Origin of the sequence: Bradyrhizobium symbiodeficiens (assembly GCF_002266465.3) — a bacterium.
GTDB lineage: Bacteria > Pseudomonadota > Alphaproteobacteria > Rhizobiales > Xanthobacteraceae > Bradyrhizobium > Bradyrhizobium symbiodeficiens.
Window position 1 is genome coordinate 6,967,466 of record NZ_CP029427.2, and the last position, 23,611, is coordinate 6,991,076.

Genomic DNA, 23,611 nt, shown 5'->3' on the forward strand with positions numbered 1-23,611 from the left:
TTGCAGCGGAGAGCGCAAGGCTTGTAATCCGGGTGGTTCCGCGAGCCCGCGTTTGTGATCGAGAAGGCACCGCCACATTGGCCGAGATGACCGAGACTGCCGATACCGACTTCCGCCACGCACAACGACATATCCGACTCGACACCATCCTGCGGCTGCGCTGGCTGGCGGTGCTCGGCCAGCTCGCCGCGATCTTCATCGTGGCGCAGGGGCTGGAGTTCAATGTCGAGATCGTCCCCTGCGTCAGCATCATCGCCTTGTCGGCGGCACTCAATCTGGCGCTCCAGACCGTCTCCAATCCGCTGCAGCGGCTGGAGCCGATGCAGGCGGCCGGACTCCTCGCGCTGAACATCGTGGAACTGGCCGGTCTGCTGTACTTCACCGGCGGACTGCAGAACCCGTTCTCGTTCCTGTTCCTCGCGCCGGTGCTGATCTCGGCCACGGCGCTGCCGGCGCGCTCCACATTCGGCCTCGGCGTGCTCGCGGTCGCCTGCGCCTCGGTCCTGTTCTTCTTCCATTTGCCGCTGCCCTGGGATTCCGACGATCCCCTGGTGCTGCCGCCGATCTATCTCGTCGGCGTCTGGCTCTCGATCGTGCTCGCGATCGGCGTCACCAGCCTCTACTCGTTCCAGGTGACGGAAGAGGCGCGCAAGCTCGCGGACGCGCTGGCCGCGACCGAGCTGGTGCTGACGCGCGAGCAGCATCTGACCCAGCTCGACGGCCTTGCCGCCGCGGCCGCGCACGAGCTCGGCACGCCGCTGGCGACCATCTTCCTGATCTCGCGCGAGTTGGAGAAGACGGTGAAGGATGCCAGCTTTGCCGCCGACCTGAAGACGCTGCGCGAGCAGACCCAGCGTTGCCGCGACATCTTGAGCAAGATCACCCAGCTCTCCTCCACCGGCGCGCCGTTCGACCGCATGAAGCTGTCGGAGCTGATCGAGGAAGTGGTGGCCCCGCACCGCGATTTCGGCGTCGAGATCAAGGTGCGGATCGCGGTCGCCGCCGTGTCCGAGCCGGTCGGCTCGCGCAACCCGGCGATCCTCTACGGCGTCGGCAACATCGTCGAGAACGCGGTCGATTTCGCCCGTACCACCGTCGAGGTGAACGCGTGGTGGAACAAGGACACGATCGAGCTTCTGATCTCCGACGACGGCCCCGGCATTCCGCCCGACATCCTGAACCGGATCGGCGAGCCCTATCTGTCGCGGCGGCGAACCACGGATGACGGCGGCGGCGAGCGACGCGGCCTCGGATTGGGCGTGTTCATCGCGCGTACCTTGCTGGAACGCACCGGCGCCAAGGTCTTGTTTACCAACCGGATCTTTCCGGACCACGGCGCCGTGGTCCAGATCACATGGCCACGACAGCGTTTTGAGGCTATCGAGAGCCTCGAAGAAACAATAGGATAGCCGCGACCTTGCGTCGCACGACAGGGCGGATCGACTATTTGCCGCCTTGGCACTGCGCGATTGCGACGCCATATGTAAACGCGCTGGAGAGAGGACAAAACCTTGAACGCCATCGCCGAACTGAACGAACAGACCGATCGCTCGCTGCTGATCGTGGAGGACGACAAGCCGTTCCTGGAGCGGTTATCGCGCGCCATGGAAACGCGCGGCTTTGCCGTGACATCATGCGACACCGTCTCCGACGGACTTGCGCAGATCGGCAGGTCGGCGCCTGCATTCGCCGTGGTGGATCTGCGGCTCGGTGACGGCAACGGCCTCGACGTAGTCTCGGCGCTGAAGAAGAAGCGCCCCGACGCACGCGCGATCGTGCTGACCGGCTACGGCAACATCGCCACGGCCGTCACGGCGGTGAAGATGGGCGCGATCGATTATCTCTCCAAGCCCGCCGATGCCGACGACGTTGTCGCGGCGCTGCTGTCGACCAGTGCCGACAAGTCCGATCTGCCGACCAACCCGATGTCGGCCGACCGCGTCCGCTGGGAGCACATCCAGCGCATCTACGAAATGTGCAACCGCAACGTCTCGGAAACGGCACGCCGGCTGAACATGCATCGGCGGACGTTGCAGCGCATTCTCGCCAAGCGCGCGCCGCGGTAACGGTTTTCGTAGGGTGGGCAAAGGCGCTTAGCGCCGTGCCCACCATCTGTGGATTGGATAGGGATCGTGGGCACGCTTCGCTTTGCCCACCCTACGGCACCGATGTTTGCGGCGCCGCTATTCCCAGAAATCCGCGTGTCCCTGCGGATCGACCAGCCGGTTGATCCGTAGCGCCGCTGCCATTCCGAACCGTACTGTCATCTGCTTGCGGGTGGCGGCGGCGAGCTTATGCTCGGGCGCTTCGCAATGCAGGTGCGCGCCATAGGCGTCGGCGATGATCAGGCCGGTGCCTTCCGGAAAGATCTCGCACGGCAGGTCCTGCGTGAAGGCGAAGAACAGCCGATCACAATGGGCACGGTATTCGTGCCATTTCTGGTCGGCGCGCAAATCCTCCACCGACGATTTGATCTCGACGATCCAGATCTCGCCGCGCTCGTTCAGCGCCACCAGATCGGCGCGCCGGCCCGAAGGCAACGGCAATTCGCTGATGCAGGTAAAGCCGAGCGAGCGCAGCAGCCGCGCGGTGCCGCGCGCAATGGCGAGCGCCGTCTCGGACTGGCGGCGATCGGGCGGCGGCACGAGGGCGATATTGCGGGCGGTGTTGTCCATGGGTGGGAGGATAGCCGATTCCATTGGGTGCTGACACTACCCCCACCCGTCATTCCGGGGCGCGACGAAGTCGCTTCGCGCGCCCCGGGATGACAGCGCGTGTGACGCGGAACCGCACTCGACCTTAACAATTATCACGCAGCCGCCGCACCTCGGCGGAACCACCGGGGCTGCGCGCATGATCGATGATCTCTGGTACAAGAACGGCGTGATCTATTGCCTCTCCGTCGGCACCTATATGGATGCCAACGGCGATGGGGTCGGCGACTTCAAGGGCCTGCTGCGCCGGCTCGACTATCTGCACGGGCTCGGCATCACCACGATCTGGCTGATGCCGTTCCAGACCTCGCCCGGCCGCGACGACGGCTACGATATCGCCGACTATTACAGCGTCGATCCCCGTTACGGCACGCTCGGCGACTTCGTCGAATTCACCCATGGCTGCAAGCAGCGCGGCATCCGCATCATCATCGATCTCGTCGTCAACCACACCTCGGACCAGCACCATTGGTTCAAGGAAGCGCGGCGCGACAAGAACTCGCCCTATCGGGACTGGTACGTGTGGTCCGACAAGAAGCCCGCAAACGCAAACACGGGCATGGTGTTTCCCGGCGTACAGAAGACGACCTGGACACGCGACAAGGAAGCCGGCGCGTATTATTTCCACCGTTTCTACGATTTCCAGCCCGATCTCAACACGTCGAACCCGCATGTGCAGGCCGAGATCCTGAAGATCATGGGCTTCTGGATCCAGCTCGGCGTCTCCGGCTTCCGGATGGACGCCGTGCCCTTCGTGATCGCCACCAAGGGCGCCAAGGTGAAGAAGCCGGTCGAGCAATACGACATGCTGCGCGCGTTCCGCGAGTTCCTGCAATGGCGGCAGGGCGATGCCATCATCCTGGCCGAAGCCAATGTGTTGCCGGAAACCGACATGGAATATTTCGGCCGCGACGCCGACCGCATGCACATGATGTTCAACTTCCACGTCAACCAGCATCTTTTCTACGCGCTGGCCTCCGCCGACTCGCGTCCGCTCGCGAAGGCGCTGAAAGCGACCAAGCCGCGGCCGGCGTCGGCGCAATGGGGCCTGTTCCTGCGCAATCACGACGAGCTAGATCTGGGGCGGCTGACCAAGGCCCAGCGCGACACCGTGTTCAGGAATTTCGGCCCCGACAAGGACATGCAGCTCTACGACCGCGGCGTCAGGCGGCGCCTCGCGCCGATGCTCGGCGGCGACCGGCGGCGGCTCGAGCTCGCCTATAGCCTGATGTGCACGCTGCCGGGAACGCCCGTCATCCGCTATGGCGACGAGATCGCGATGGGCGATGATCTGTCGCTGCCCGAACGCAATTGCGCGCGCACACCGATGCAATGGTCGACCGAGCCCCACGGCGGCTTCACCAAGAGCGACAAGCCGGCATGCCCCGTCATCGACAAGGGCCCCTACGGCTACCAGCACATCAATGTCGCCAAACAGCGTCGCGATCCCGATTCCATGCTGAACTGGACCGAGCGCATCGTCCGCATGCGGAAAGAGGTGCCGGAGATCGGCTGGGGCGATTTTGCGATCATTGCGACGCGCGATCCCGCCGTGTTCGTCATGCGTTATGACTGGCGCAACAACTCCGTGCTATTCGTGCACAATCTCGACGGCAAGCCGCGCGAGACCGCGTTCTCGACGGGGCTGCCGGGCGAGGCCGGCGCGCACCTGATCAATCTGCTCGCGGAGGACCACAGCCACGCCGACAAGCGCGACCAGCATCGAATCGTGCTGGAGCCGTATGGCTATCGCTGGTATCGCGTCGGCGGGCTGGATTATCTCTTGAAGCGGAGCGACATCGACGGGACGACATCGCAAGGGAACAAGCATCCGGGCTGATGTTGCCGCTTCGCTTTCCCCACACTCAGCGCTGTCGTCCGGACAAGCGCGCCTCAAGCGCGGGTAGATCCGGAACGACAGCTAGGGTGGAACAACCACCACCCCCTCATTGCCGCGCAAATCCAGCACGCCTTCGATCCGCTCCCCCTCGCGGTCCAGGAACGTCGACAGCAATATGCTACTGCCGAAGCGGATCGCGCTGGTGGTGACCGCGACGGGCGCGGGGCCCAGATTGAGCGCCACGATCACCGCCTGCCCCTCGGCCTCGCGGCGATAGATCAAGAGATCGCCTTGCGCCGTGATCGGACGATAATCGCCCGCGACCAGCGGCCGACTGCTCTTCCGCAGGGTGATCAGACGCTTGTAGAGGTTGAGGATCGAGCGCGCATCGGCTTCGAGATTGACGACATTGTCGTGCACATGGTGCTCCGGCAGCGGCAGCCACGGCCGCGCCGCCGAGAAGCCGGCGAATTTGGAGGAATCCCACTGCATCGGCGTGCGGCAGCCGTCTCTGCCGACACCGATGCCCGGCACGTTCTTCTCGAAGGGGTCGCGAACATCCTCCGGCGCGATCGCCACCTGATGCATGCCGATCTCGTCGCCGCAATAGAGCGTCGGCGTGCCGCGTAGCGTCAGCAGCAGCATGGCGGCGACTCGCGCCTGCTCCGGCCCGACGCGGCTCGCGACCCGCGGGCGATCGTGATTGCCGAGCACCCAGTTCGGCCAGGCGCCGCGCGGCAGCGCCTTTTCGTAATCCTCGATGATCCTTTCGATCGATCGCGCGCTCCAGAAGGTCGAAAGCAGCGCGAAGTTGAACGGCATCTGCGCGCCGGTGAGGTCGTTGCCGTAATAGGCCATGAGACGGTGCAGCGGCAGATAGACCTCGCCGATCAGCACACGGGCTCCGAATTCGTCGGTGACGCGCCGCATCTCGGCGATGACATCATGCACCTCCGGCTGGTCGGTGGAATATTGCGTCATGATCCTTTCGTTCGGCGGCCGGCCCTTGACGTAATGCGGATTGGGCGGGTTGTCGCGGAATTCGGAATCCTTGATCAGGTGCCAGATCACGTCGACGCGAAAGCCGTCGACGCCCTTGTCGAGCCAGAACCGCATCACGTCGTAGATCGCGGCGCGGACGTCCGGATTGCGCCAGTTGAGGTCCGGCTGCTGGGCTAGGAAGGCGTGGTAATAATATTGCCCCGTAGCCTCGTCGAACTGCCACGCGCTGCCGCCGAACTCGGACAGCCAGTTGTTCGGCACCCCGCCATCGGGTGCCGGATCGCGCCAGACGTACCAGTCGCGCTTGGGATTGTCGCGCGAGGCGCGGCTCGCGACGAACCAGGGATGCTGGTCGGAGGTGTGGTTCGGCACGAGATCGAGGATCAGCTTCAGGCCGTTGTCGTGGGCGGCCGCGATCAACGCATCGAAATCGGCCATCGTGCCGAACAGCGGCTCGATGCCGGTATAGTCGGAGATGTCGTAGCCGAAATCTTCCATCGGCGAGGGAAAGATCGGCGACAGCCAGATCGCATCGACACCGAGCGATTTGACGTAAGGCAGCCGCTGCAGGATGCCGGCGAGATCGCCGACGCCGTCACCATCGGAGTCCTGAAAGGAGCGCGGGTAGATCTGATAGAAGATGCCGTCGCGCCACCAGTTCTCGTTGCTTTGAGCCATGCGAAAAGACCACCCGGAATCTGCGTATTGTGCGGGAGAACGCGACAACACCGCCCCGGTTCAAATTGGCAGGCCAATTGGGACCGCCGTGTGACTGCTGTTCCCGGGAGCCGGCCCGAATCTTTTGCTTGGCGGCCTGGCAAAAATCGGCATTGTGGCGCCATGACCGAGCAAAACGACACCCAAGACTCTTCGCAAGCCAAGGCGGGCGCGATCATCGTTCCCGTGACACTGTTCGAGCAGAACTGCACCATCATCTGGGACGAGCCCAGCAAGAAGGCCGTGGTGATCGATCCCGGCGGCGACGTGCCGAAGATCCTGGACGCGATCAAGCAGACCGGCGTCACCGTGGAGAAGATCTGGCTGACCCACGGTCATATCGACCATGTCGGCGGCGCGGCCGATTTGCGCGATGCACTGAAAGTTCCGATCGAGGGCCCGCATGAAGCAGACAAATTCCTGCTCGACAATGTGGTCGAGAGCGGCGCACGTTTCGGCATGACCGGCGTGCGCAACTTTGCGCCCGACCGCTGGCTCGCCGAGGGCGACACCGTGTCGATCGGCGATCTCAAGTTCGACATCTTCCACTGCCCCGGACACTCGCCGGGCAGCGTGGTGTTCTTCAACAAGCAGCTGCGCTTCGCCCATGTCGGCGACGTCCTGTTCGCCGGCTCGGTCGGGCGCACCGATTTGCCCGGCGGCAGTCACGCCACGCTGATCAACTCGATCCTCACCAAGCTGCTGCCGCTCGGCGACGATGTCGGCTTCATCTGCGGCCATGGCGCCGGCTCCAGCATCGGCCAGGAGCGGATGACAAATCCGTTCATCACCGGCGAGACGTGAGCTTTATTCTGCCGCGTCCACAAACGCCGCCGCTTCACTGAGGTGACGATCGCCCCAGTCGCGGATCGCTGCGACCACAGGCACGAAGCTTTTGCCCTTACGGGTCAGGCGATACTCGACCTTCGGCGGCACTTCGCCGAAATCCTTGCGGTCGATCAGGCCGCTCGCGGTCAGGGCCTTCAGTTCACGGCTGAGCACGCGCGGGGTGATCTCCGCGCTCCCGCTCGTGCCGCGCAACAGGCCGCTGCGGATCTCGCCATAGCGGCGCGGGCCGTCCTTGAGGTCCCAGACGATGCGCAGCTTGTACTTGCCGCTGATCATCTTCTGAAACGCCGCGACCGGACAGTTGCGCGCCGGGTTCGCCTTCGCCATGTCGTCACCTCCATGTGCGGGATGAAGATAGAAGCGGCGTCGAAAAAGTCCATACTATCAATTTTGTCCATACTTGCAGGATCGCGCGCAAGCCGCAGATGATGACGCACACGACGAACAGGGAGCGTCACATGAAGCACTTCATGATCAGATACGAATTCAGGAACGGCACTACGGACGCCTGGCACCAGGAGATCGGCCGCTTCGTCAAGGCGATCGACGGCGATCCGGAGCTCAAGGGGCGGGTCGGCTATCGCGTGTTGAAGAACCGCGACGGCGGCAGCTATTTCCATCTCGCCAGCGTCGCCGACGAGGCCGCGCAAAAGACACTGCAATCGCGCGACTTCTTCAAGGCCTATCAGGAGATGACGCGGAAGGTCGCCGGCGGCGAGGTGACGGTGACGCCGATCGCGTGGATCGGTCAGACGGCGTAGCGTCTCGTCCCAGGAGTATGGGTTCCGGATCGGCGCGCGCTTGTCCGGGACGACAGCAGGGCTACTTCATCAATCCCGCGGCGGTCAGTGCGCGCGTGATGATCTGGCCGAGATCGAAGCCGCGAACCTCCTCGCGCTTCGGCTCGGCCGGCTGTTCGGCGACCGCTGCGCGGATCGAGCGGGCCAGATGCGGCGCCGGCGTCAGTGCCGGCTGCGCTGCAGGCTTGCTTATAGGCTTGGCCTCCGCCTTTGCAGCGTCTGCAATCCAGCCGGTGAGGCCGAAGAACTTTGCGATGTGATAGGACGACGAAATGCCGGCCTCGATCAGGAACGCGCCTTCGACGCCGTAACGCTGGTCGTTGTCGGCAAGGCCAAGCGGCGTGCCGTGCGCCATGTCGGTGATGGCGTAGCACTCGACCAGCGTCTCGCCGTCCTTGCCCCACCAGGCCTGGCGCGGATGGCCATCGACCTTTGTCTCCGCCATCGGCGCTTCCGGCAGATCGTGCAGATCGAGCCACTGCTTGACGATCTCGTTGGCATTGCCCGGATTGACGGTGCGGTCGGCGCTGCCGTGCCACACCGAAACCTTCGGCCAGGGGCCGCGATGATCCGAGGCGCTGCGCACGAGATCGCCGAGCTCGCGCGCGGAACGCGTCGGCGAATGAAACATGCCGTCCAGCGCCTCGCGCAAATTCGAGGCGATGCCGTAGGGCAGCCCGGCGATGACCGCGCCGGCCGCGAAGACTTCCGGATAGGTCGCGAGCATCACCGACGTCATGCCGCCGCCGGCGGACAGGCCGGTGATGAAGATGCGCCTGGGATCGATTCGATGGGCCTCCGCCATATGCGCGATCATCTCGCGGATCGACTGCGCCTCGCCGCCCTCCCGCGCCGTGTCTTCCGGATTGAACCAGTTGAAGCAGGTGTTTGCCGTTGTTGATGCGTTGCTGCTCGGGCATCAGCAGCGCGAAGCCATAGTGCTCCGCGAGCGTCGACCAGCCGGCGCCGAGATCGTAGCCCGCTGCCGTCTGCCCGCAGCCATGCAGCACGACGACCAGCGCGCGCGGCTTCTGCAACTGCGCGGGCACGAACGCGAACATGCGCAAGGCGCCCGGGTTGTCGCCGAAGCCGGTGACCTCCTGCAATGGACTGGAGGCATCCGCGCTGCGTCCGAACTCGGCAAAGCGCAGACCGTCCAGCCTCGACAGACGTCTCAACAGATCGACATTTTTGGCTAACGACACGGCGACTTCCTGGTGGGGCGACGTACAACGTCCAGCCAAACCAGATAGTTGCTGCAATGCAAAATAAAAAGACCGTGCGCTGTCAATCCGGTAAAACCGCGGGAAATCCCCCGGAATCCGCACGCATTAACCGCACTGCCTCAACTTCATGCAGATGCGCGACGCCTCCACGACAGAAATGCGGCACAGATCATGATTAATGTCACAAACAGCACGAGCTAGACCGGAAATCCTGCGCGCGTTGATTGCAACGCTTCGACTGCGAAGAACACCGCGCCGATTGCGGCCACTCCGGCCGCATTTCCGAACTGCGCCGTCGTGCCATACAAGCCGGACGCCGAGCCTGCGGCGACAGACCTCACGGTCCTGAGTCCCGCGCCGGAGAACGGCGCCATCACCAGTCCCTGGCCGTAGCCAGAGATGATCATGATGAACGCGAGCAGGAGCGGCGATGGCGCGACGCCGCGACGAAGGCAAGCGCGAGCGGGATGAAGCAAGCGGGGAGAGGGAGAAGACTCAAGGGCACGCATGCCTGCATTCCGCCGCGCGGGACACCGCGCGATTGCGTTCGCGCCTTCGGGCACGTAGCCTCACCGCCTCAACAAACAGAAAATCAAAGCCGGAGAGAACCCCATGGCGCGCCTGAAGTTCGGAGCCTTCCTTGCCCCGCATCACCCGATCGGGGAGCATCCGATGCTCCAGTTCCGGCGCGACCTCGACCTGGTCGAGCAGCTCGACGCGCTCGGCTATGACGAGTTCTGGTGCGGCGAGCATCATTCATCCGGCTGGGAGATGATCGCCTCGCCCGAGATGTTCCTGGCTGCGGCCGGCGAGCGCACCAAGCGGATCAAGCTCGGCACCGGCGTGGTGTCGCTCCCCTATCATCATCCCTACAACGTCGCCCAGCGCATGGTGCAGCTCGACCACATGACCGGCGGCCGCGCCATCTTCGGCTCCGGCCCCGGCGCGCTTGCCTCCGACGCGCACACGCTCGGCATCGATCCGATGACGCAGCGTGACCGCCAGGACGAGGCGATCGGCGTCATCCGCCGGTTGTTCAACGGTGAGCGCGTCACGGCCAAGAGCGACTGGTTCACCATGAACGACGCCGCGCTGCAGATCCTGCCGCTGCAGGAAGAGATGCCGTTCGTCGTGGCCTCGCAAATATCGCCTTCGGGCATGACGCTCGCCGGCAAATACGGCTGCGGCATCATCTCGCTGGGCTCGATGACGACGCAGGGGCTGATGTCGCTGCAGCAGCAATGGCAGTTCGCCGAGGACGCTGCGAAGAAGCACGGCACGAAGGTCGACCGCGCCAACTGGCGCGTGCTGCTGACCTTCCACATCGCCGAGACCCGCGAGCAGGCGCGCAAGGAAGCCGGCGCCGGGCTGATGCGCTGGCACAACGAATATAATGTCGGCACGCTGCAGCGGCCGGGCCTGACGGCGTTCTCCTCGCCCGACGAGGCCGTGGACAAGACCGCCTTCGTCGAGGGCGCCGCGTCCACCATCGGCACGCCCGACGATCTCATCAAAACCATCAAGAACGTGATGCAGGTCTCCGGGGGCGTCGGCGCCATCATCGGCTTCGTGCACGACTGGGCCAATCCGGAAGCCACGCGCCGCAGCTGGGACATGGTGGCGCGCTACGTCGTGCCGGAGATCAACGGCTATATCGACGGCCTGCGCCGGTCGCAAAAATTCGTAATCGAGAACCGCGCCATCTTCGAGCGTGCAGGCCAGGCCGTGATGGCCAAGATCATGGAGAACGAGAAGGCTGCCGAAGCATTAAAGGTGACCGGCCCCGGCCGAGTCGCCATTCCCGCCGTCAACGCACCGGATTTGCAGAAGGAAGCGGCGAAGCGATAGGCCTAAGCCTTCACTCCTCGTCGTCCCGGCGCCCGTGCGCAATTGCGAAGCAAGCCGGGACGACGGTGGTGGGTGTGACGATTTTGTGCGCAAGACGATCGCAGCTCATCGCGCCCCGATCGTGCTATGTTGCGGAGCCTGCCAACCGGAGTAATCGTCATGTCGATGCAGAATGTGGCCGCACCGGCGCCCGACTACACCGCGCCCAAACGCAACGCCCTGACGCACATCCCCGGCGACGAAGGATGGCCGATCATCGGCAAGACCTTTCAGGTATTGGCCGATCCCAAGGGCCATATCGAGGCGAACGGCGCCAAATACGGTCCGGTCTACCGGACCCATGTGTTCGGTGAGACGAATGTCGTGCTGCTCGGGCCCGAGGCCAACGAACTCGTGATGTTCGATCAGCAAAAGCTATTCTCCTCGACCCACGGCTGGAACAAGGTGCTCGGCCTGTTGTTTCCACGCGGATTGATGCTGCTCGATTTCGACGAGCACCGGCTGCACCGCAAGGCGCTGTCGGTCGCGTTCAAGTCGGGGCCGATGAAATCCTATCTGGCCGATCTCGACCGCGGCATCTCCGCGCGGGTCGCGCAGTGGAAGGCCAAGCCCGGCGAGATGCAGCTCTACCCTGCGATGAAGCAGCTCACGCTGGATCTCGCGGCGGCGTCCTTCCTCGGCGCCGATATCGGGCCGGAGGTCGACGAGATCAACCGCGCCTTCGTCGACATGGTCGCCGCCGCTGTCGCGCCGATCCGCCGTCCCCTGCCCGGCACCCAGATGGCCGCCGGCGTCAGAGGGCGCAAACGCATCGTCGCCTATTTCCGCGAGCAGATCCCGCTGCGACGCGGCAATCACGGCGCCGATGATTTGTTCTCGCAGCTCTGCCGCGCCACCCATGAGGACGGCGCGCTTCTGTCCGAGCAGGACATCATCGACCACATGAGCTTCCTGATGATGGCGGCGCACGACACGCTGACCTCGTCGCTGACGTCGTTCGTCGGCGAACTCGCCGCCAATCCGGACTGGCAGGACAGGCTGCGCGCGGAAGTTCTCGCGCTCGGGCTCGCGGCCGATGCACCGAGCAGCTTCGACGATCTTGAAAAGATGCCGCTGTCTGAAATGGCGTTCAAGGAGGCGCTTCGGATCAAGCCGCCGGTGCCCTCGATGCCGCGCCGCGCCATGCGCGATTTCAACTTCAAGGGCTTTACGATTCCCGCCGGCACCGCGGTCGGCGTCAATCCGCTCTATACGCATCACATGAAGGACATCTGGCCGGAACCGGATCGCTTCGATCCCTTGCGCTTCACTGAAGAAGCCCAGCGCAACCGCCACCGCTTCGCCTGGGTCCCGTTCGGCGGCGGCGCGCATATGTGCCTCGGCCTGCACTTTGCCTACATGCAGGCGAAATGCTTTGCGCGGCACTTCCTGCAGAACATCGAGGTGTCGCTGGAAGAGGGCTACAAGCCGGACTGGCAGATGTGGCCGATCCCGAAGCCGCGTGACGGGCTGAGGGTGCGGGTGAAGGCGGTTTAGCACTGCTTTCGTAGGGTGGGCAAAGCGAAAGCGTGCCCACCACGCCTCTCCGCATTTGAATATTGATGGTGGGCACAGCGCGAAGAGCGCGCCTTTGCCCACCCTGCAGCTTTGTCGCCCGCCGCAGTTACGCCCCTGATCGAACGCCTTGCGCAGGGCCGACAACCCCTGCTGCTGCTGGGTCCAGTTGCGGCCGCCGGTGATGGCGCCGTCGATGACGAGGTCGTGGCCGTTGATGAAGCTGGATTCGTCGCTCGCCAGGAACACCGCGGCGTGGGCGATGTCGTCGGGAATGCCGGCGCGCGGGATCGGCTGCGCGGTCTTGTAGACGTCCCGCATCACCGCCTGCGTCTTCTCGGCGGCTTCCGTCGTCAGGCCGAGCGCCTTGCCGAAGATGCCCGTCGCGATCGCACCGGGCGAGATCGAGTTGACGCGCACGTTGGATTCGCCGAGCTCCATCGCCACGCATTTGGTGAGATGGATCATCGCCGCCTTGGCCGCGCCGTAGACGATCGACGAGGAGAACCCGGCGAGGCGTCCGGCGATGCTGCCATTGTTGATGATGCTGCCAGAACCCTGCTTCTTCATGGCAGGCGCGACGTGCTTCATGCCGAGCATGACGCTGCGCACCAGCGTCGCCATCGCCGCGTCGAAGCGCTCGACCTCGAGACCCTCGATGCCGCCGGTCTGCGCCGGGCCGCCGGCATTGTTGAACAGGCAGTCGATCCGCCCGAACTTGTCCACGGCGAGCGCGATCAGCGCCTGCATCTGCGCTTCGACCGTCACGTCGGTCTGGCGGAAGATGCAGTTGGCGCCGAGCTGCCTGGCCAGCGCCTCGCCCTCCGGTAGACGCCGTCCCGCGATCACAATTTTGGCACCTTCGGCAACGAAGACTTCCGCAGTGCGCAACCCGATCCCGCTCGTGGCCCCCGTGATCACTGCAACCTTGCCGTCCAGCCTGCCCATGGAATGTTCCTGTTTTCGAACGATTTGATGACAAATGGCGAACGTCGACCGCTGCCATCGCCGCGGGCGCCACTATCCCTGCCTGTCTCCGACAAGGCAAGCTATGCTTGTGCGGGCGGGATGCGTAACATCTTCACAGGCCGCTCGATTTTCGGACGCATATCGCAACTGGGCTGCGCATGGGGAAGTTGATCGACGAATTCCGCAGGGGCTGGCAGGGTGCGGCGCCGCCATCGCTCGGTCTGAGCATTGCGTTTGCGGTGGCTTGCCTGCTGATTGCGACGCTGACGCGCTGGGCGCTGGCGCATGTGCGGCCCGACGTCTACTTCACCCCCTATTTTCCGGCCGTGTTCTTTGCCGCCGCGTTCGGAGGCTTCCGGATCGGGATCGTGACCGCGCTGGTCGGCGGCATGCTCGGCGTCGTCGTGAATTTCGGCGATGCCTTTGCCGATCGCGCGCGGTTTGCCCTGCTGGCACTCTATTGGGCAGTCTGTGCGCTCACGATCTGGGGCGTCGAGCACTATCGCACCATGCTGGCGGAGCAGCGCCGGATCGCCAAGCGCCTGATCGAGGAAGAAGATTATCGCAAGCTGCTGGTCGACGAGCTCCAGCACCGGCTGAAGAACAAGCTGTCGACGGTGCACGCCGTGCTGCACCAGGTGCTGCACGACCAGCCGCAGGTCTGGGCCAAGATCGATCCGCGGCTGCGCTCGCTGGCCGCGACCGACGATCTGATCTCGCGGATCGACAAGGCCGGCTGTGACATTCGCGACCTCCTGATCTCGGAGCTCGGCCCCTACGGCCATGTCCGCTTCACCCTGAACGGCGATCGGCTGTTCCTGCCGCCGAAGCTCGCGGTCACGCTTTCATTGATGTTTCACGAACTGGCCACCAATGCGGGCAAGTACGGCGCATTTTCCTCGCCGCGCGGTCTGCTGCAGGTGTCATGGACCGTGAGCGGCGACCGCCTGACTGTCACCTGGGACGAGACCGAGGGGCCGAGCGTGGACAAGGTGTCGGAGCCCGGCTTCGGCACCAAGCTGCTGAAATCGGCACTGTCGGCTTTTGATGGCAGGACCGATGTCTCTTACTTGAAGACGGGGCTGCATTGCATCATGCAGTGCCGCATCCCGCGAAGCGAATAGCATCGCGCGCCAAGCGAAAGCCGACCCGCGCGCCCGCCCGCAGTTTCGCAGGCGCTGTTGACGCCCTGTTAATGACGATCGTCGGCGCGCGTCGCATCGCCGCAAGTTTCCCCCAAAACAACCCCGTATTTCTCCGTAGCCCTTAACCAAACTTAAGAGGGAACCGCGCAAGATCGCGCCCATTGCAAGGCGCGCTGAAACAACAAGATTCATGACTTCTATGAACGACAACCAATATTCCGGCGCGAGTGAAGCCGAGCTCGGTTTTCTCAAGGAAATCGTTAGAATGCTGCCGGCCGGCCTGACCGTGCAGGATGCGCACGGCGAGCTTCTGCTGGTTAACGATGCCGCCGCCGCGCAGCTCGGCATGGACGGCAGCCATCCTTCGCCAGATCTCGCGCCGCGCCGCGAAGCCTGCCGCCAGGCGCTGAGCGCCGGCCAGGCTGTCGTCACCGAGGAGGCGCTCCACCGCGGCACCGCGCGCCAGGTGCTGCTCACGACCCATCGTCCCGTTCGCCTCGCCGGACGCGAGTTGCTGATCTCGGCATCCTCCGACATCACCGAGCAGAAGAATTTCGAGGACCAGCTGTTCCGCTCGGCCTATTTCGACGAGCTGACCGGATTGCCCTCGCGGCGCGTGATCGAACATCACGCCAGCAATCTGCTTGCGGCCGATCGTGGCGGCGAGCGCTTCGCGCTGGCCTTCCTCGACGTCGACAATTTCAAGCACATCAACGACTATTACGGCCACGCCGTCGGCGATGCGCTGCTTGTCGAGCTGTCGAAGCGGCTTGGACGCGACTTGCGCGATTCCGACATGCTGTCGCGCATCTCCGGCGACGAATTCCTGCTGCTGCTGTCGCCGATCCAGAGCCAGGAGGAGGTCGCCGAATTCATGCAGTCGACGCTGGAGCGGCTGACGGCGCCGTTCTTCATCGACAATTCGGAAGTCTTCGCCTCCACCTCCGTCGGCATCAGCCTCTATCCCGATCACGGCCGCAGCTTCGAGACGCTGCGCCAGAACGCCGACGTCGCGATGTACCGCATCAAGAACGACGGCAAGGGATCGGCGACGTTCTTCGACTCCAGCATGGAGCGCGAGGCGCTGGCGCGGATGAAGATCGAGCAGTCGCTGCGGCAGGCCATCCTGGAGAAGCGCTTCTGCTGCGCCTTTCAGTCCAAGGTCGACATCCGCACCCAGGCCGTGAAGGGCATCGAGGCCCTGGTGCGCCTGCGCGACGACGAAGGCGTAATCCAGGCGCCCGGCTCGTTCATCAATCTCGCCAGCGAGCTCGGCCTGATCGACGAATTGACCCACCTCGTACTCGCCGAGATCGTCAAATCGATTGATCTGATCAACGAGACCTTCGGCGCGGAAGCAACCATCAGCATCAATGTCGCGGCCAAGCAGGCCGGCAACCCCGAATTCATGCGCAGCTTCGCGCGGGCGCTGGAGGAGACCGGCTTTCCGCAGCGCTTCATGATCGAGGTGACGGAAGACGCCTTCGTCGCCAAGAATCACTTCCAGGCCGAGATCCTGCCGATGTTCCGCAAGCTCGGCGTCGGCATCTCGATCGACGATTTCGGCACCGGCTATTCCTCGCTCTCGGCACTGGCCGACATCACCGCCGACGAGATCAAGATCGACCGCTCCTTCATCACCGACATCCATCAGCGTCCGCGCAGCCAGGGCATCCTGCGCGCGATCGAGTCCCTGAGCGAGGCGCTCGGCATGACCGTGATCGCCGAAGGCCTCGAAACCTACGAGGAGCTCGCCTATCTCCAGGCCGCGACCAAGATTCGCTACGCGCAGGGCTATTATTTCTCCCGCCCGATCTTCCTGGAGGAGCTGAAGCTCGCGACACCGGCCTCGAGCGAGTCGCGCGCCAGCGTGGCGAGCCGGCCGACCCAGCAGAACCGCCAAGGCTATTCGCGCGCGAGCGGGTATCGAAGGTAGGGCAGCAAGCCGCCGCCGCACGCACCCCTGTCGTCCCGGATCTACGCTTCGCTTGTCCGGAAGACAGCGGAGTATGGGACGCGCTCCATTTCTCCCCTTTGAAATTGCTGCCTTTTTGCTAATACACGGACAGACTTCCCCGGGATATATCATGTCCGCCTCTTCCGCCTCGATCAGCGATCCCGCCTATCTCCGAGCGCGCGCGATGGAGACGCTGTTCGAGCGGCTGGAACAGCTCTGCGAGGGCGCGATCGCGATCGACCGCACTGGGCGCGTCGTCTACGTTAATGAGAAATATCTCGCGGCACTCGGTCTCGAGCGGACCTCCGAGGCGATCGGCCGGCCGATCGAGGAGGTCATCCCCAACAGCCTGATGCGGAAGGTGGCCGAGACCGGCGAGCCGATCCTGCTCGACATCATGGAGCTCGGCGGCGAGCAGCTCGTCGTCACGCGCATGCCGATCGAGGACGAGAACGGCACGGTGATCGGCGCGATCGGCTTCGTGCTCTACGATCACATCGAAAGCCTGAAGCCGCTGCTTGCCCGCGTCGCCCAGCTCGAGAGCGACCTGCGGCTGGCGCGGCGGCAATTGTCCAACGCCCGCGCCGCGCGCTTCACCTTCGCGGATTTCGTCGGCGCCACCGCGGGAATCGCGCAGGCGAAGGAATTCGCCAAGCGCGCGGCACGGCAAAGCGTGACCGTTCTGCTGACCGGCGAGACCGGTACCGGCAAGGAATTACTGGCGCAGGCGATCCACAATGCATCGTCGCGCGCCGAAAAGCCGTTCGTCAGCGTCAATGTCGCAGCGATCCCGGAGACACTGATCGAGTCCGAGTTCTTCGGCACCGCACCGGGCGCCTATACCGGAGCCGACCGCAGGGGGCGCGAGGGAAAGTTCCGCATCGCCGACGGCGGCACGCTGTTTCTCGACGAGATCGGCGAGATGCCGCTGCAATTGCAGGCCAAGCTGCTGCGCGTGCTGCAGGAGCGCGAGATCGAACCGCTCGGCTCGGACAAGATCAGCAAGGTGGACGTGCGCGTGGTCGCCGCGACCAATGTGGATTTGCGCAAGCGCGTCAGTGACGGTGCCTTCCGCGCCGATCTCTACTACCGGCTCAACGTGCTCTCGATCGACCTGCCGCCACTTCGCAAATGCCTCGACGATCTGCCTGACATCTGCGCGCGGCTGATCGAAGACATCAGCGCCTCCGGCGACTTCGTCAACGCCAGGATCACGCCGAGCGGCCTCTCGGCCCTCGCGCGCTACGATTGGCCCGGCAATGTCCGCGAGCTTCGCAACATTCTCGAACGCGCGCTGATCCTGAGCGATTCCGGGCGGCTGACCAGCGACGATTTCGTCCACATCCTGCCGGTGAACGGGGCCGCCGTCTCAACGCCAGGGGCCCGGATGACCGGATCTGTGGTGCCTTACGCCGAGGCGGAGGCCGAGTTCGAGAAGCAGACGCTCGAACATGCGCTCGCCGCGAGCAACGGCCAGATCACCGAAGCAGCCAGGATGCTTCAGATCTCGCGCGCAACCTTCTACAAGAAGCTCGCCAAGTTCGGACTGGCCTCGGGTGCCCCGCCTGTCTGAGTTTCGAGACTGACGTGTCCGAAGTCTCGGATTCCGGACACCTTGGCGCCGGCCCTTGCTTGCAGCGACTTCAGCGTTTGTGCCGCATTTTCAGCCATTCTCACTCCAGGCTCCGCATCTGGCGCAGGGCTTGCTCCGGGCCGGTCCGAGGAAACGCATGTTCGAGGAAGCGCATGGGCTGATGCACGCCGCGGCAACGCGCAAGCGCCGCAAAGCCGCGGCAGGCACACGTCAACAGACTGTCACATGCGGCCTCATGCAAGCTCCGCCGGAAGGTGGAATTGCAATGTCTACACACTTGTGCAAATCGCAGTGACCAAAGCAATTCGTTCAAGGCAGTTCATTCAAGGAGGAACCATGGTGCGTCGATCGCTCATTCTCACAGCAGCCATCATCGGCCTTGCCGCGAGCAGTTCCGCGCAAGCCGACGATCTCAAGATCGCGCTGATCTACGGCAAGACCGGTCCGCTCGAGGCCTACGCCAAGCAGACCGAGACCGGCCTGAAGCTGGGCTTCGAATACGCCACCAAGGGCACCATGACCCTCGATGGCCGCAAGATCGTCATCATCACCAAGGACGACCAGGGCAAGCCGGACCTCGCCAAGGCCGCGCTCGCCGAAGCCTATCAGGACGACAAGGCCGATATCGCAATCGGCACGACGTCGTCGGCCGCGGCGCTCGCCATTCTCCCGGTCGCCGAGGAGAACAAGAAGATCCTGATCGTCGAGCCCGCCGTCGCGGACCAGATTACCGGCGAGAAGTGGAATCGCTACATCTTCCGCACCGCGCGCAACTCCTCGCAGGATGCGATCTCCAATGCGGTCGCGATCGGCAAGCAGGGCGTCACCGTCGCAACGCTGGCGCAGGACTACGCGTTCGGCCGCGATGGCGTCGCCGCCTTCAAGGAAGCACTCTCCAAGACCGGCGCGACGCTCGCTGCCGAAGAATATGCCCCGACGTCGACCACCGACTTCACCGCGGTCGGCCAGCGCCTGTTCGACGCCCTGAAGGACAAGCCGGGCCGCAAGGTCATCTGGGTGATCTGGGCCGGCGCGGGCAATCCGCTGGCCAAGCTCCAGGACATGGACCCGAAGCGCTACGGCATCGAGCTCTCCACCGGCGGCAACATCCTGCCGGCGCTCGCCGCCTATAAGGGCCTGCCGGGCATGGAAGGTGCGACCTATTACTACTACGAGATCCCGAAGAACCCGGTGAACGACTGGCTGGTCGCCGAGCACCAGAAGCGCTTCAACGCGCCGCCGGACTTCTTCACCGCTGGTGGTTTTGCCGCTGCGATGTCCGTCGTCGCCGCCGTCACCAAGGCGAAGTCGACCGACAGCGAGAAGTTGATCACCGCGATGGAAGGCCTGGAGTTCGACACGCCGAAGGGCAAGATGGTGTTCCGGAAGGAAGACCATCAGGCGCTGCAGAGCATGTATCACTTCAAGGTCAAGGTCGACCCGAACGTCGCCTGGGCGATCCTCGAGCCGGTGCGCGAGCTGAAGATCGAGGACATGGACGTTCCGATCAAGAACAAGCGCTGATCTTCTTGCTTCACCTCTCCCGCTTGCGGGAGAGGCCGGGAGAGGGCTTTCTCCTCTTGGGGGCTCTCGCCTGTGGAAACAGCCCTCTCCCCCGCCCTCCCCCGCAGGCGGGGGAGGGAGCGCAACGTGACTCGCGGAAACACCTCCTCTCATCAGTTACCAGACCAATGTCCCTCACCCTCGAAACCCGCGATCTCACCATCCGCTTCGGTGGGCATGTCGCGGTCAACAACGTCACCTGCACGTTCCGTCCGGGCGAGCTGACTGCGATCGTCGGGCCGAACGGCGCAGGCAAGACCACCTATTTCAACCTGATCTCGGGCCAGCTGCGCGCCTCGAACGGCAGCATCCTGTTCGATGGCATCGACATCACCCAGCACTCCGCGCCGATGCGGACCCGCGCTGGCCTTGGCCGCGCGTTCCAGCTGACAAACCTGTTCCCGAACCTCAGCGTGGAAGAGAACGTCCGCCTCGCGGTGCAGGCGGCGAACGGCACCCACTACGACATGCTGCGGCCCTGGATGGTGCGCCGTGACCTGATCGCACGCGCCGACGCCATCCTCGACCAGGTCGCGCTCGGCAGCCGCCGCGGCGTCGCCGCGACAGCGCTGTCGCACGGCGACCAGCGCAAGCTCGAGGTCGCCCTGATGATCGCGCTGGAGCCGAAGGTCTTCATGTTCGACGAGCCGACCGCCGGCATGAGCATCGACGAGGTGCCTGTCGTGCTCAACCTGATCGCGCAGCTCAAGCAGGACACGAGCAAGATCATCCTCCTCGTCGAGCACAAGATGGACGTGGTGCGCTCGCTCGCCGACCGCATCATCGTGCTGCATAACGGGCAACTCGTCGCGGACGGCCCGCCCGCCGAGGTGATTGCCTCGCCGATCGTGCAGGAGGCCTATCTCGGCGTTGCTCCCAAGACTGCCGGAGAGAGCGCAGCATGACCGATCTCCTGAGACTCTCCGGCGTGCACACCCATATCGGCCGCTACCACATCCTCCAGGGCATCGACCTCACCGTCCCGCAGGGACAGGTCACGATGCTGCTGGGGCGCAACGGCGCCGGCAAGACCACGACGCTGCGCACCATCATGGGCCTGTGGCAGGCGTCCAGCGGTGAGATCAGCCTCTCCGGCGACCGTATCGAGAGCCGCGCCACGCCTGACATCGCGCGGCTCGGCGTCGGCTACGTGCCGGAGAGCATGGCGGTGTTTTCCGATCTCACCGTGAAGGAAAACCTCGTGCTCGCAGCGCGCGACGCGCCGATGGACGACAAGCAGCTGGAATGGATCTTCGGCTTCTTTCCGGCGCTGCGCCGGTTCTGGCTGTCGCGGGCGGGAAGCCTCTCGGGCGGCCAGAAACAGATGCTGTCGATCGCGCGCGCCATCATCGAGCCGCGCAAGCTCTTGCTGATCGACGAGCCGACCAAGGGGCTGGCGCCGGCGATCGTGATGGCGCTGATCGAGTGCCTGAAGGAGATCAAGCGCAAGGGCGCGACGATCCTCCTGGTCGAGCAGAATTTCTTTGCCGCCCGCGAACTCGGCGACAACGTGCTGGTGATGGACAACGGCACCATCGTCCATCGCGGCGAGATGGCGGCGCTCGCCGCCGACGTGCCGCTGCAGGAGCGGCTGCTCGGCCTGAGCCTGGAGGCACATCAGTGACTGACCTTGCCGCAACCGATCCGCTGCCGAAGCCGAAGCGCGATATCGCGCCGATCCTGCTGCCGGTCGCGCTCGCCCTGGTGACGATCCCGCTGATCGGCTCGCCCAGCACCTGGCTGACGCTGACCGCCGCGAGCCTTGCCATGGGCATGATGATCTTCATCATGGCCTCGGGCCTGACGCTGGTATTCGGCCTGATGGACGTGCTCAATTTCGGCCACGGCGCCTTCATCGCCGTCGGCGCCTATGTGGCAACGCTGGTGCTGGCGCCGTTCGCGGCCTCCATCCAGGCGGATTCGCTCTGGATCAACCTGGCGGTGCTGGCGCCGGCGGCGCTGCTCTCGATGGCAGTGTCGGGCGCCCTCGGCCTCGTCGTCGAGCGCGTGCTGATCCTGCCCGTCTATGGCCAGCACCTGAAGCAGATCCTGATGACGACCGGTGGCCTGATCGTCGCCGAGCAGACGCTCTATGCGCTGTGGGGGCCGCAGATCATCCCGATGCCGCTGCCGGCCTCGCTGCGCGGCTCCTTCATCCTCGGCGACGTCGCGATCGCCAAATACCGCGTGCTGGCGACGCTGATCGGGCTGGCCGTCTTCATCGCGATCCAGCTCGTGCTCAACCGTACCAAGCTCGGGCTGCTGATCCGCGCCGGGGTCGAGAACCGCGAGATGGTCGAGGCACTCGGCTATCGCATCCGCCGGCTGTTCCTCGGCGTGTTCATGACGGGATCGGCGCTGGCCGGCCTCGGCGGCGTGATGTGGGCGCTCTATCGCGAGCAGGTCCACGCCTCCATGAGCGACGAGCTCACCGTCCTGATTTTCGTCGTGGTCATCATCGGCGGCCTCGGCTCGATCGGCGGCTGCTTCATCGGCGCCATTCTGGTTGCGATGGTTGCCAATTACGGCGGCTTCCTCGTGCCGAAACTCGCCCTCGTCTCCAACATCCTGCTGATGGTCGCCATCCTGATGTGGCGGCCGCGCGGCCTCTATGCGGTGACCAGCCGATGATGCTTCTCTCCGGCGATCCGCCGCGTAGCCGGATCCTCACGCTCGTTCTCGTCGTCATCATCCTGGCGCTGGCGGCGACGCCGTTCCTGTTTCCAGGCGCCAAGGCGCTGAACGTCGCGGCCAAGATCTGCGTCTTCGCTGCCCTGGTCGCCTCTTACGATTTGCTGCTCGGCTATACCGGCACGGTGTCGTTCGCCCACACCATGTTCTACGGCATCGGCAGCTACGCGATCGCGATCGCACTGTACGGCATGGGCCCGAATTGGGCCGCGGTCGCCACCGGCATCGTGGTCGGCCTGCCGCTCGCAGCCCTGCTCGCACTCGCGATCGGGCTGTTTTCACTGCGGGTCGCCGCGATCTTCTTTGCCATGATCACGCTCGCGGTCGCCTCCGCCTTCCAGGTGCTGGCTTCGCAGCTGTCCTGGCTGACCGGCGGCGAGGACGGGCGCAGCTTCCAGCTGCCGGAGTTGCTGCGCCCCGGCACGGTACTGATCTCCAAGAGCCTGTTCGGCTTCGAGGTGAACGGCCGCATCCTGACCTTCTATCTGGTGTTCGCCGTCTCGGCCCTGATGATCCTCGCACTTCTGCGGGTTGTGAACTCGCCGTTCGGGCGCGTGCTGCAGGCGATCCGCGAAAACCGCTTTCGCGCCGAGGCGCTTGGCTTCCGCACGGTGTTCCACCTGACCTATGCCAACTGCATCGCCGCGCTGGTCGCTGCCAGCGCCGGCATCCTGAACGCGCTGTGGCTGCGCTATGCCGGTCCCGATACTTCGCTCAGCTTCTCGATCATGCTCGACATCCTGCTGATGGTCGTGATCGGCGGCATGGGCACGATCTACGGCGCGATCATCGGCGCCACCATCTTCATCCTCGCCCAGAACTATTTGCAGTCGCTGATGGGCGTCGCCTCTACGGCGGCGTCGGAGGCCGGCCTGCCGCTGCTGCCGGGGTTGTTGCATCCCGACCGCTGGCTGCTGTGGCTCGGCCTGCTGTTCATCGCCAGCGTCTACTTCTTCCCGACCGGCGTGGTCGGACGGCTGCGTAATCCCGCTGGCGACAAGAGCGCCGGCAATTCGCATTAGGCCGCGATTAATGATGCAGTGCGGCGTTTGCCGCGCCCGCCGCACAACCGCCACGCGATTCCCGCTGCGCTGCATACGGAGGCGATGCGCAACTGGATTAAGGCTTAGGTAACTGGCTTT

At 64.4% G+C, this 23,611-nt stretch carries 19 protein-coding genes and 2 pseudogenes; 15 read left to right on the forward strand and 6 right to left on the reverse strand.

The annotated features are described in order from the left end of the window. Positions 1 to 86 precede the first annotated feature (86 nt). Both CIT39_RS32850 and CIT39_RS32855 read left to right on the forward strand, forming a co-directional pair. Positions 87 to 1,409: an ActS/PrrB/RegB family redox-sensitive histidine kinase gene (locus CIT39_RS32850; RefSeq protein ID WP_094976195.1), complete on the forward strand. Its 1,323-nt coding sequence runs from the start codon at positions 87 to 89 to the stop codon at positions 1,407 to 1,409. A 102-nt stretch (positions 1,410 to 1,511) separates the two neighbouring features. Continuing rightward, positions 1,512 to 2,066: an ActR/PrrA/RegA family redox response regulator transcription factor gene (locus CIT39_RS32855; RefSeq protein WP_094976194.1), complete on the forward strand. Its 555-nt coding sequence runs from the start codon at positions 1,512 to 1,514 to the stop codon at positions 2,064 to 2,066. A 117-nt stretch (positions 2,067 to 2,183) separates the two neighbouring features. Here the strand turns inward: CIT39_RS32855 and CIT39_RS32860 are convergent, their stop codons facing one another. Then, complete coding sequence (locus CIT39_RS32860) at positions 2,184 to 2,675, reverse strand: MmcB family DNA repair protein (RefSeq protein ID WP_094976193.1); 492 nt, start codon at positions 2,673 to 2,675, stop codon at positions 2,184 to 2,186. 178 nt (positions 2,676 to 2,853) lie between these two features. On the opposite strand from CIT39_RS32860, the gene CIT39_RS32865 reads away from it, so the two are divergent. Beyond that, positions 2,854 to 4,554 carry an alpha-amylase family protein gene (locus CIT39_RS32865; RefSeq protein WP_094976192.1) on the forward strand — a complete coding sequence of 567 codons (1,701 nt, stop codon included), beginning with the start codon at positions 2,854 to 2,856 and terminating at the stop codon, positions 4,552 to 4,554. An 81-nt stretch (positions 4,555 to 4,635) separates the two neighbouring features. Here the strand turns inward: CIT39_RS32865 and CIT39_RS32870 are convergent, their stop codons facing one another. Further along, complete coding sequence (locus CIT39_RS32870) at positions 4,636 to 6,234, reverse strand: alpha-amylase family glycosyl hydrolase (protein WP_094976191.1); 1,599 nt, start codon at positions 6,232 to 6,234, stop codon at positions 4,636 to 4,638. Between the two features lie 162 nt (positions 6,235 to 6,396). Between CIT39_RS32870 and CIT39_RS32875 the strand changes: the two genes are divergently transcribed. Beyond that, positions 6,397 to 7,077, forward strand: coding sequence for an MBL fold metallo-hydrolase (locus CIT39_RS32875; RefSeq protein ID WP_094976190.1), 681 nt, complete (start codon positions 6,397 to 6,399; stop codon positions 7,075 to 7,077). A gap of 3 nt (positions 7,078 to 7,080) precedes the next feature. Here CIT39_RS32875 and CIT39_RS32880 read toward each other — a convergent pair whose 3' ends face one another. Next, positions 7,081 to 7,449 (reverse strand): winged helix-turn-helix transcriptional regulator, encoded by a 369-nt coding sequence (locus CIT39_RS32880; protein ID WP_094976189.1) that lies wholly within the window; start codon positions 7,447 to 7,449, stop codon positions 7,081 to 7,083. Between the two features lie 131 nt (positions 7,450 to 7,580). Here CIT39_RS32880 and CIT39_RS32885 point away from each other — a divergent pair, with 131 nt between their 5' ends. Continuing rightward, positions 7,581 to 7,883, forward strand: a complete 303-nt coding sequence (locus tag CIT39_RS32885) for a hypothetical protein (RefSeq protein WP_244607488.1) — start codon at positions 7,581 to 7,583, stop codon at positions 7,881 to 7,883. A 61-nt stretch (positions 7,884 to 7,944) separates the two neighbouring features. On the opposite strand, the pseudogene CIT39_RS32890 reads toward CIT39_RS32885, so the two are convergent. Together CIT39_RS32890 and CIT39_RS32895 are read right to left on the reverse strand one after the other, a co-directional pair. Beyond that, positions 7,945 to 9,127: pseudogene (locus CIT39_RS32890) on the reverse strand (extracellular catalytic domain type 1 short-chain-length polyhydroxyalkanoate depolymerase). 218 nt (positions 9,128 to 9,345) lie between these two features. Then, complete coding sequence (locus CIT39_RS32895; RefSeq protein ID WP_244607489.1) at positions 9,346 to 9,555, reverse strand: hypothetical protein; 210 nt, start codon at positions 9,553 to 9,555, stop codon at positions 9,346 to 9,348. 205 nt (positions 9,556 to 9,760) lie between these two features. On the opposite strand from CIT39_RS32895, the gene CIT39_RS32900 reads away from it, so the two are divergent. Beyond that, a complete protein-coding gene (locus CIT39_RS32900) occupies positions 9,761 to 10,996 on the forward strand; it encodes an LLM class flavin-dependent oxidoreductase (RefSeq protein WP_094976186.1) in 1,236 nt (411 codons plus the stop codon). 159 nt (positions 10,997 to 11,155) lie between these two features. Continuing rightward, entirely contained in the window at positions 11,156 to 12,532 is a 1,377-nt protein-coding gene (locus tag CIT39_RS32905; protein WP_094976185.1) for a cytochrome P450, read from the forward strand. 132 nt (positions 12,533 to 12,664) lie between these two features. On the opposite strand, the pseudogene CIT39_RS32910 reads toward CIT39_RS32905, so the two are convergent. Then, positions 12,665 to 13,498 (reverse strand): annotated as a pseudogene (locus CIT39_RS32910) (SDR family NAD(P)-dependent oxidoreductase); the annotation flags it as partial. Between the two features lie 179 nt (positions 13,499 to 13,677). Between CIT39_RS32910 and CIT39_RS32915 the strand changes: the two are divergent. The 8 genes from CIT39_RS32915 (at position 13,678) to CIT39_RS32950 (ending at position 23,491) form a co-directional block, all read left to right on the forward strand. Further along, on the forward strand, positions 13,678 to 14,643 hold the full coding sequence (locus CIT39_RS32915) for a sensor histidine kinase (RefSeq protein WP_094976183.1): 966 nt from the start codon (positions 13,678 to 13,680) through the stop codon (positions 14,641 to 14,643). 220 nt (positions 14,644 to 14,863) lie between these two features. After that, the gene (locus tag CIT39_RS32920) at positions 14,864 to 16,600 is read left to right on the forward strand and encodes a putative bifunctional diguanylate cyclase/phosphodiesterase (protein WP_162308815.1); all 1,737 of its coding nucleotides are present in this window, start codon (positions 14,864 to 14,866) and stop codon (positions 16,598 to 16,600) included. Positions 16,601 to 16,751: 151 nt separating this feature from the next. Next, positions 16,752 to 18,194, forward strand: a complete 1,443-nt coding sequence (locus CIT39_RS32925) for a sigma-54 interaction domain-containing protein (protein ID WP_094976181.1) — start codon at positions 16,752 to 16,754, stop codon at positions 18,192 to 18,194. 360 nt (positions 18,195 to 18,554) lie between these two features. Then, entirely contained in the window at positions 18,555 to 19,739 is a 1,185-nt protein-coding gene (locus CIT39_RS32930) for a substrate-binding domain-containing protein (protein ID WP_162308949.1), read from the forward strand. Positions 19,740 to 19,906: 167 nt separating this feature from the next. Then, on the forward strand, positions 19,907 to 20,683 hold the full coding sequence (locus CIT39_RS32935; protein WP_094976179.1) for an ABC transporter ATP-binding protein: 777 nt from the start codon (positions 19,907 to 19,909) through the stop codon (positions 20,681 to 20,683). Beyond that, positions 20,680 to 21,402, forward strand: a complete 723-nt coding sequence (locus CIT39_RS32940) for an ABC transporter ATP-binding protein (protein ID WP_094976178.1) — start codon at positions 20,680 to 20,682, stop codon at positions 21,400 to 21,402. The genes CIT39_RS32935 and CIT39_RS32940 overlap by 4 nt, the downstream gene beginning before the upstream one ends. After that, a complete protein-coding gene (locus tag CIT39_RS32945) occupies positions 21,399 to 22,409 on the forward strand; it encodes a branched-chain amino acid ABC transporter permease (protein ID WP_094976177.1) in 1,011 nt (336 codons plus the stop codon). The genes CIT39_RS32940 and CIT39_RS32945 overlap by 4 nt, the downstream gene beginning before the upstream one ends. Further along, positions 22,406 to 23,491 (forward strand): branched-chain amino acid ABC transporter permease, encoded by a 1,086-nt coding sequence (locus CIT39_RS32950; protein ID WP_181955128.1) that lies wholly within the window; start codon positions 22,406 to 22,408, stop codon positions 23,489 to 23,491. Before CIT39_RS32945 ends, CIT39_RS32950 begins: the two co-directional genes overlap by 4 nt. Positions 23,492 to 23,611: the final 120 nt, after the last annotated feature.

What these genes read in the sequence shown, in the direction of transcription:
- CIT39_RS32905 (WP_094976185.1), top strand. Translation starts at nt 11,156, where the DNA reads ATGTCGATGCAGAATGTGGCCGCACCGGCGCCCGACTACACCGCGCCC.
- CIT39_RS32860 (WP_094976193.1), bottom strand. Translation starts at nt 2,675, where the DNA reads ATGGACAACACCGCCCGCAATATCGCCCTCGTGCCGCCGCCCGATCGC.
- CIT39_RS32865 (WP_094976192.1), top strand. Translation starts at nt 2,854, where the DNA reads ATGATCGATGATCTCTGGTACAAGAACGGCGTGATCTATTGCCTCTCC.
- CIT39_RS32915 (WP_094976183.1), top strand. Translation starts at nt 13,678, where the DNA reads ATGGGGAAGTTGATCGACGAATTCCGCAGGGGCTGGCAGGGTGCGGCG.
- CIT39_RS32885 (WP_244607488.1), top strand. Translation starts at nt 7,581, where the DNA reads ATGAAGCACTTCATGATCAGATACGAATTCAGGAACGGCACTACGGAC.
- CIT39_RS32870 (WP_094976191.1), bottom strand. Translation starts at nt 6,234, where the DNA reads ATGGCTCAAAGCAACGAGAACTGGTGGCGCGACGGCATCTTCTATCAG.
- CIT39_RS32880 (WP_094976189.1), bottom strand. Translation starts at nt 7,449, where the DNA reads ATGGCGAAGGCGAACCCGGCGCGCAACTGTCCGGTCGCGGCGTTTCAG.
- CIT39_RS32875 (WP_094976190.1), top strand. Translation starts at nt 6,397, where the DNA reads ATGACCGAGCAAAACGACACCCAAGACTCTTCGCAAGCCAAGGCGGGC.
- CIT39_RS32920 (WP_162308815.1), top strand. Translation starts at nt 14,864, where the DNA reads ATGAACGACAACCAATATTCCGGCGCGAGTGAAGCCGAGCTCGGTTTT.
- CIT39_RS32900 (WP_094976186.1), top strand. Translation starts at nt 9,761, where the DNA reads ATGGCGCGCCTGAAGTTCGGAGCCTTCCTTGCCCCGCATCACCCGATC.
- CIT39_RS32935 (WP_094976179.1), top strand. Translation starts at nt 19,907, where the DNA reads ATGTCCCTCACCCTCGAAACCCGCGATCTCACCATCCGCTTCGGTGGG.
- CIT39_RS32950 (WP_181955128.1), top strand. Translation starts at nt 22,406, where the DNA reads ATGATGCTTCTCTCCGGCGATCCGCCGCGTAGCCGGATCCTCACGCTC.
- CIT39_RS32925 (WP_094976181.1), top strand. Translation starts at nt 16,752, where the DNA reads ATGTCCGCCTCTTCCGCCTCGATCAGCGATCCCGCCTATCTCCGAGCG.
- CIT39_RS32895 (WP_244607489.1), bottom strand. Translation starts at nt 9,555, where the DNA reads ATGATCATCTCTGGCTACGGCCAGGGACTGGTGATGGCGCCGTTCTCC.
- CIT39_RS32940 (WP_094976178.1), top strand. Translation starts at nt 20,680, where the DNA reads ATGACCGATCTCCTGAGACTCTCCGGCGTGCACACCCATATCGGCCGC.
- CIT39_RS32850 (WP_094976195.1), top strand. Translation starts at nt 87, where the DNA reads ATGACCGAGACTGCCGATACCGACTTCCGCCACGCACAACGACATATC.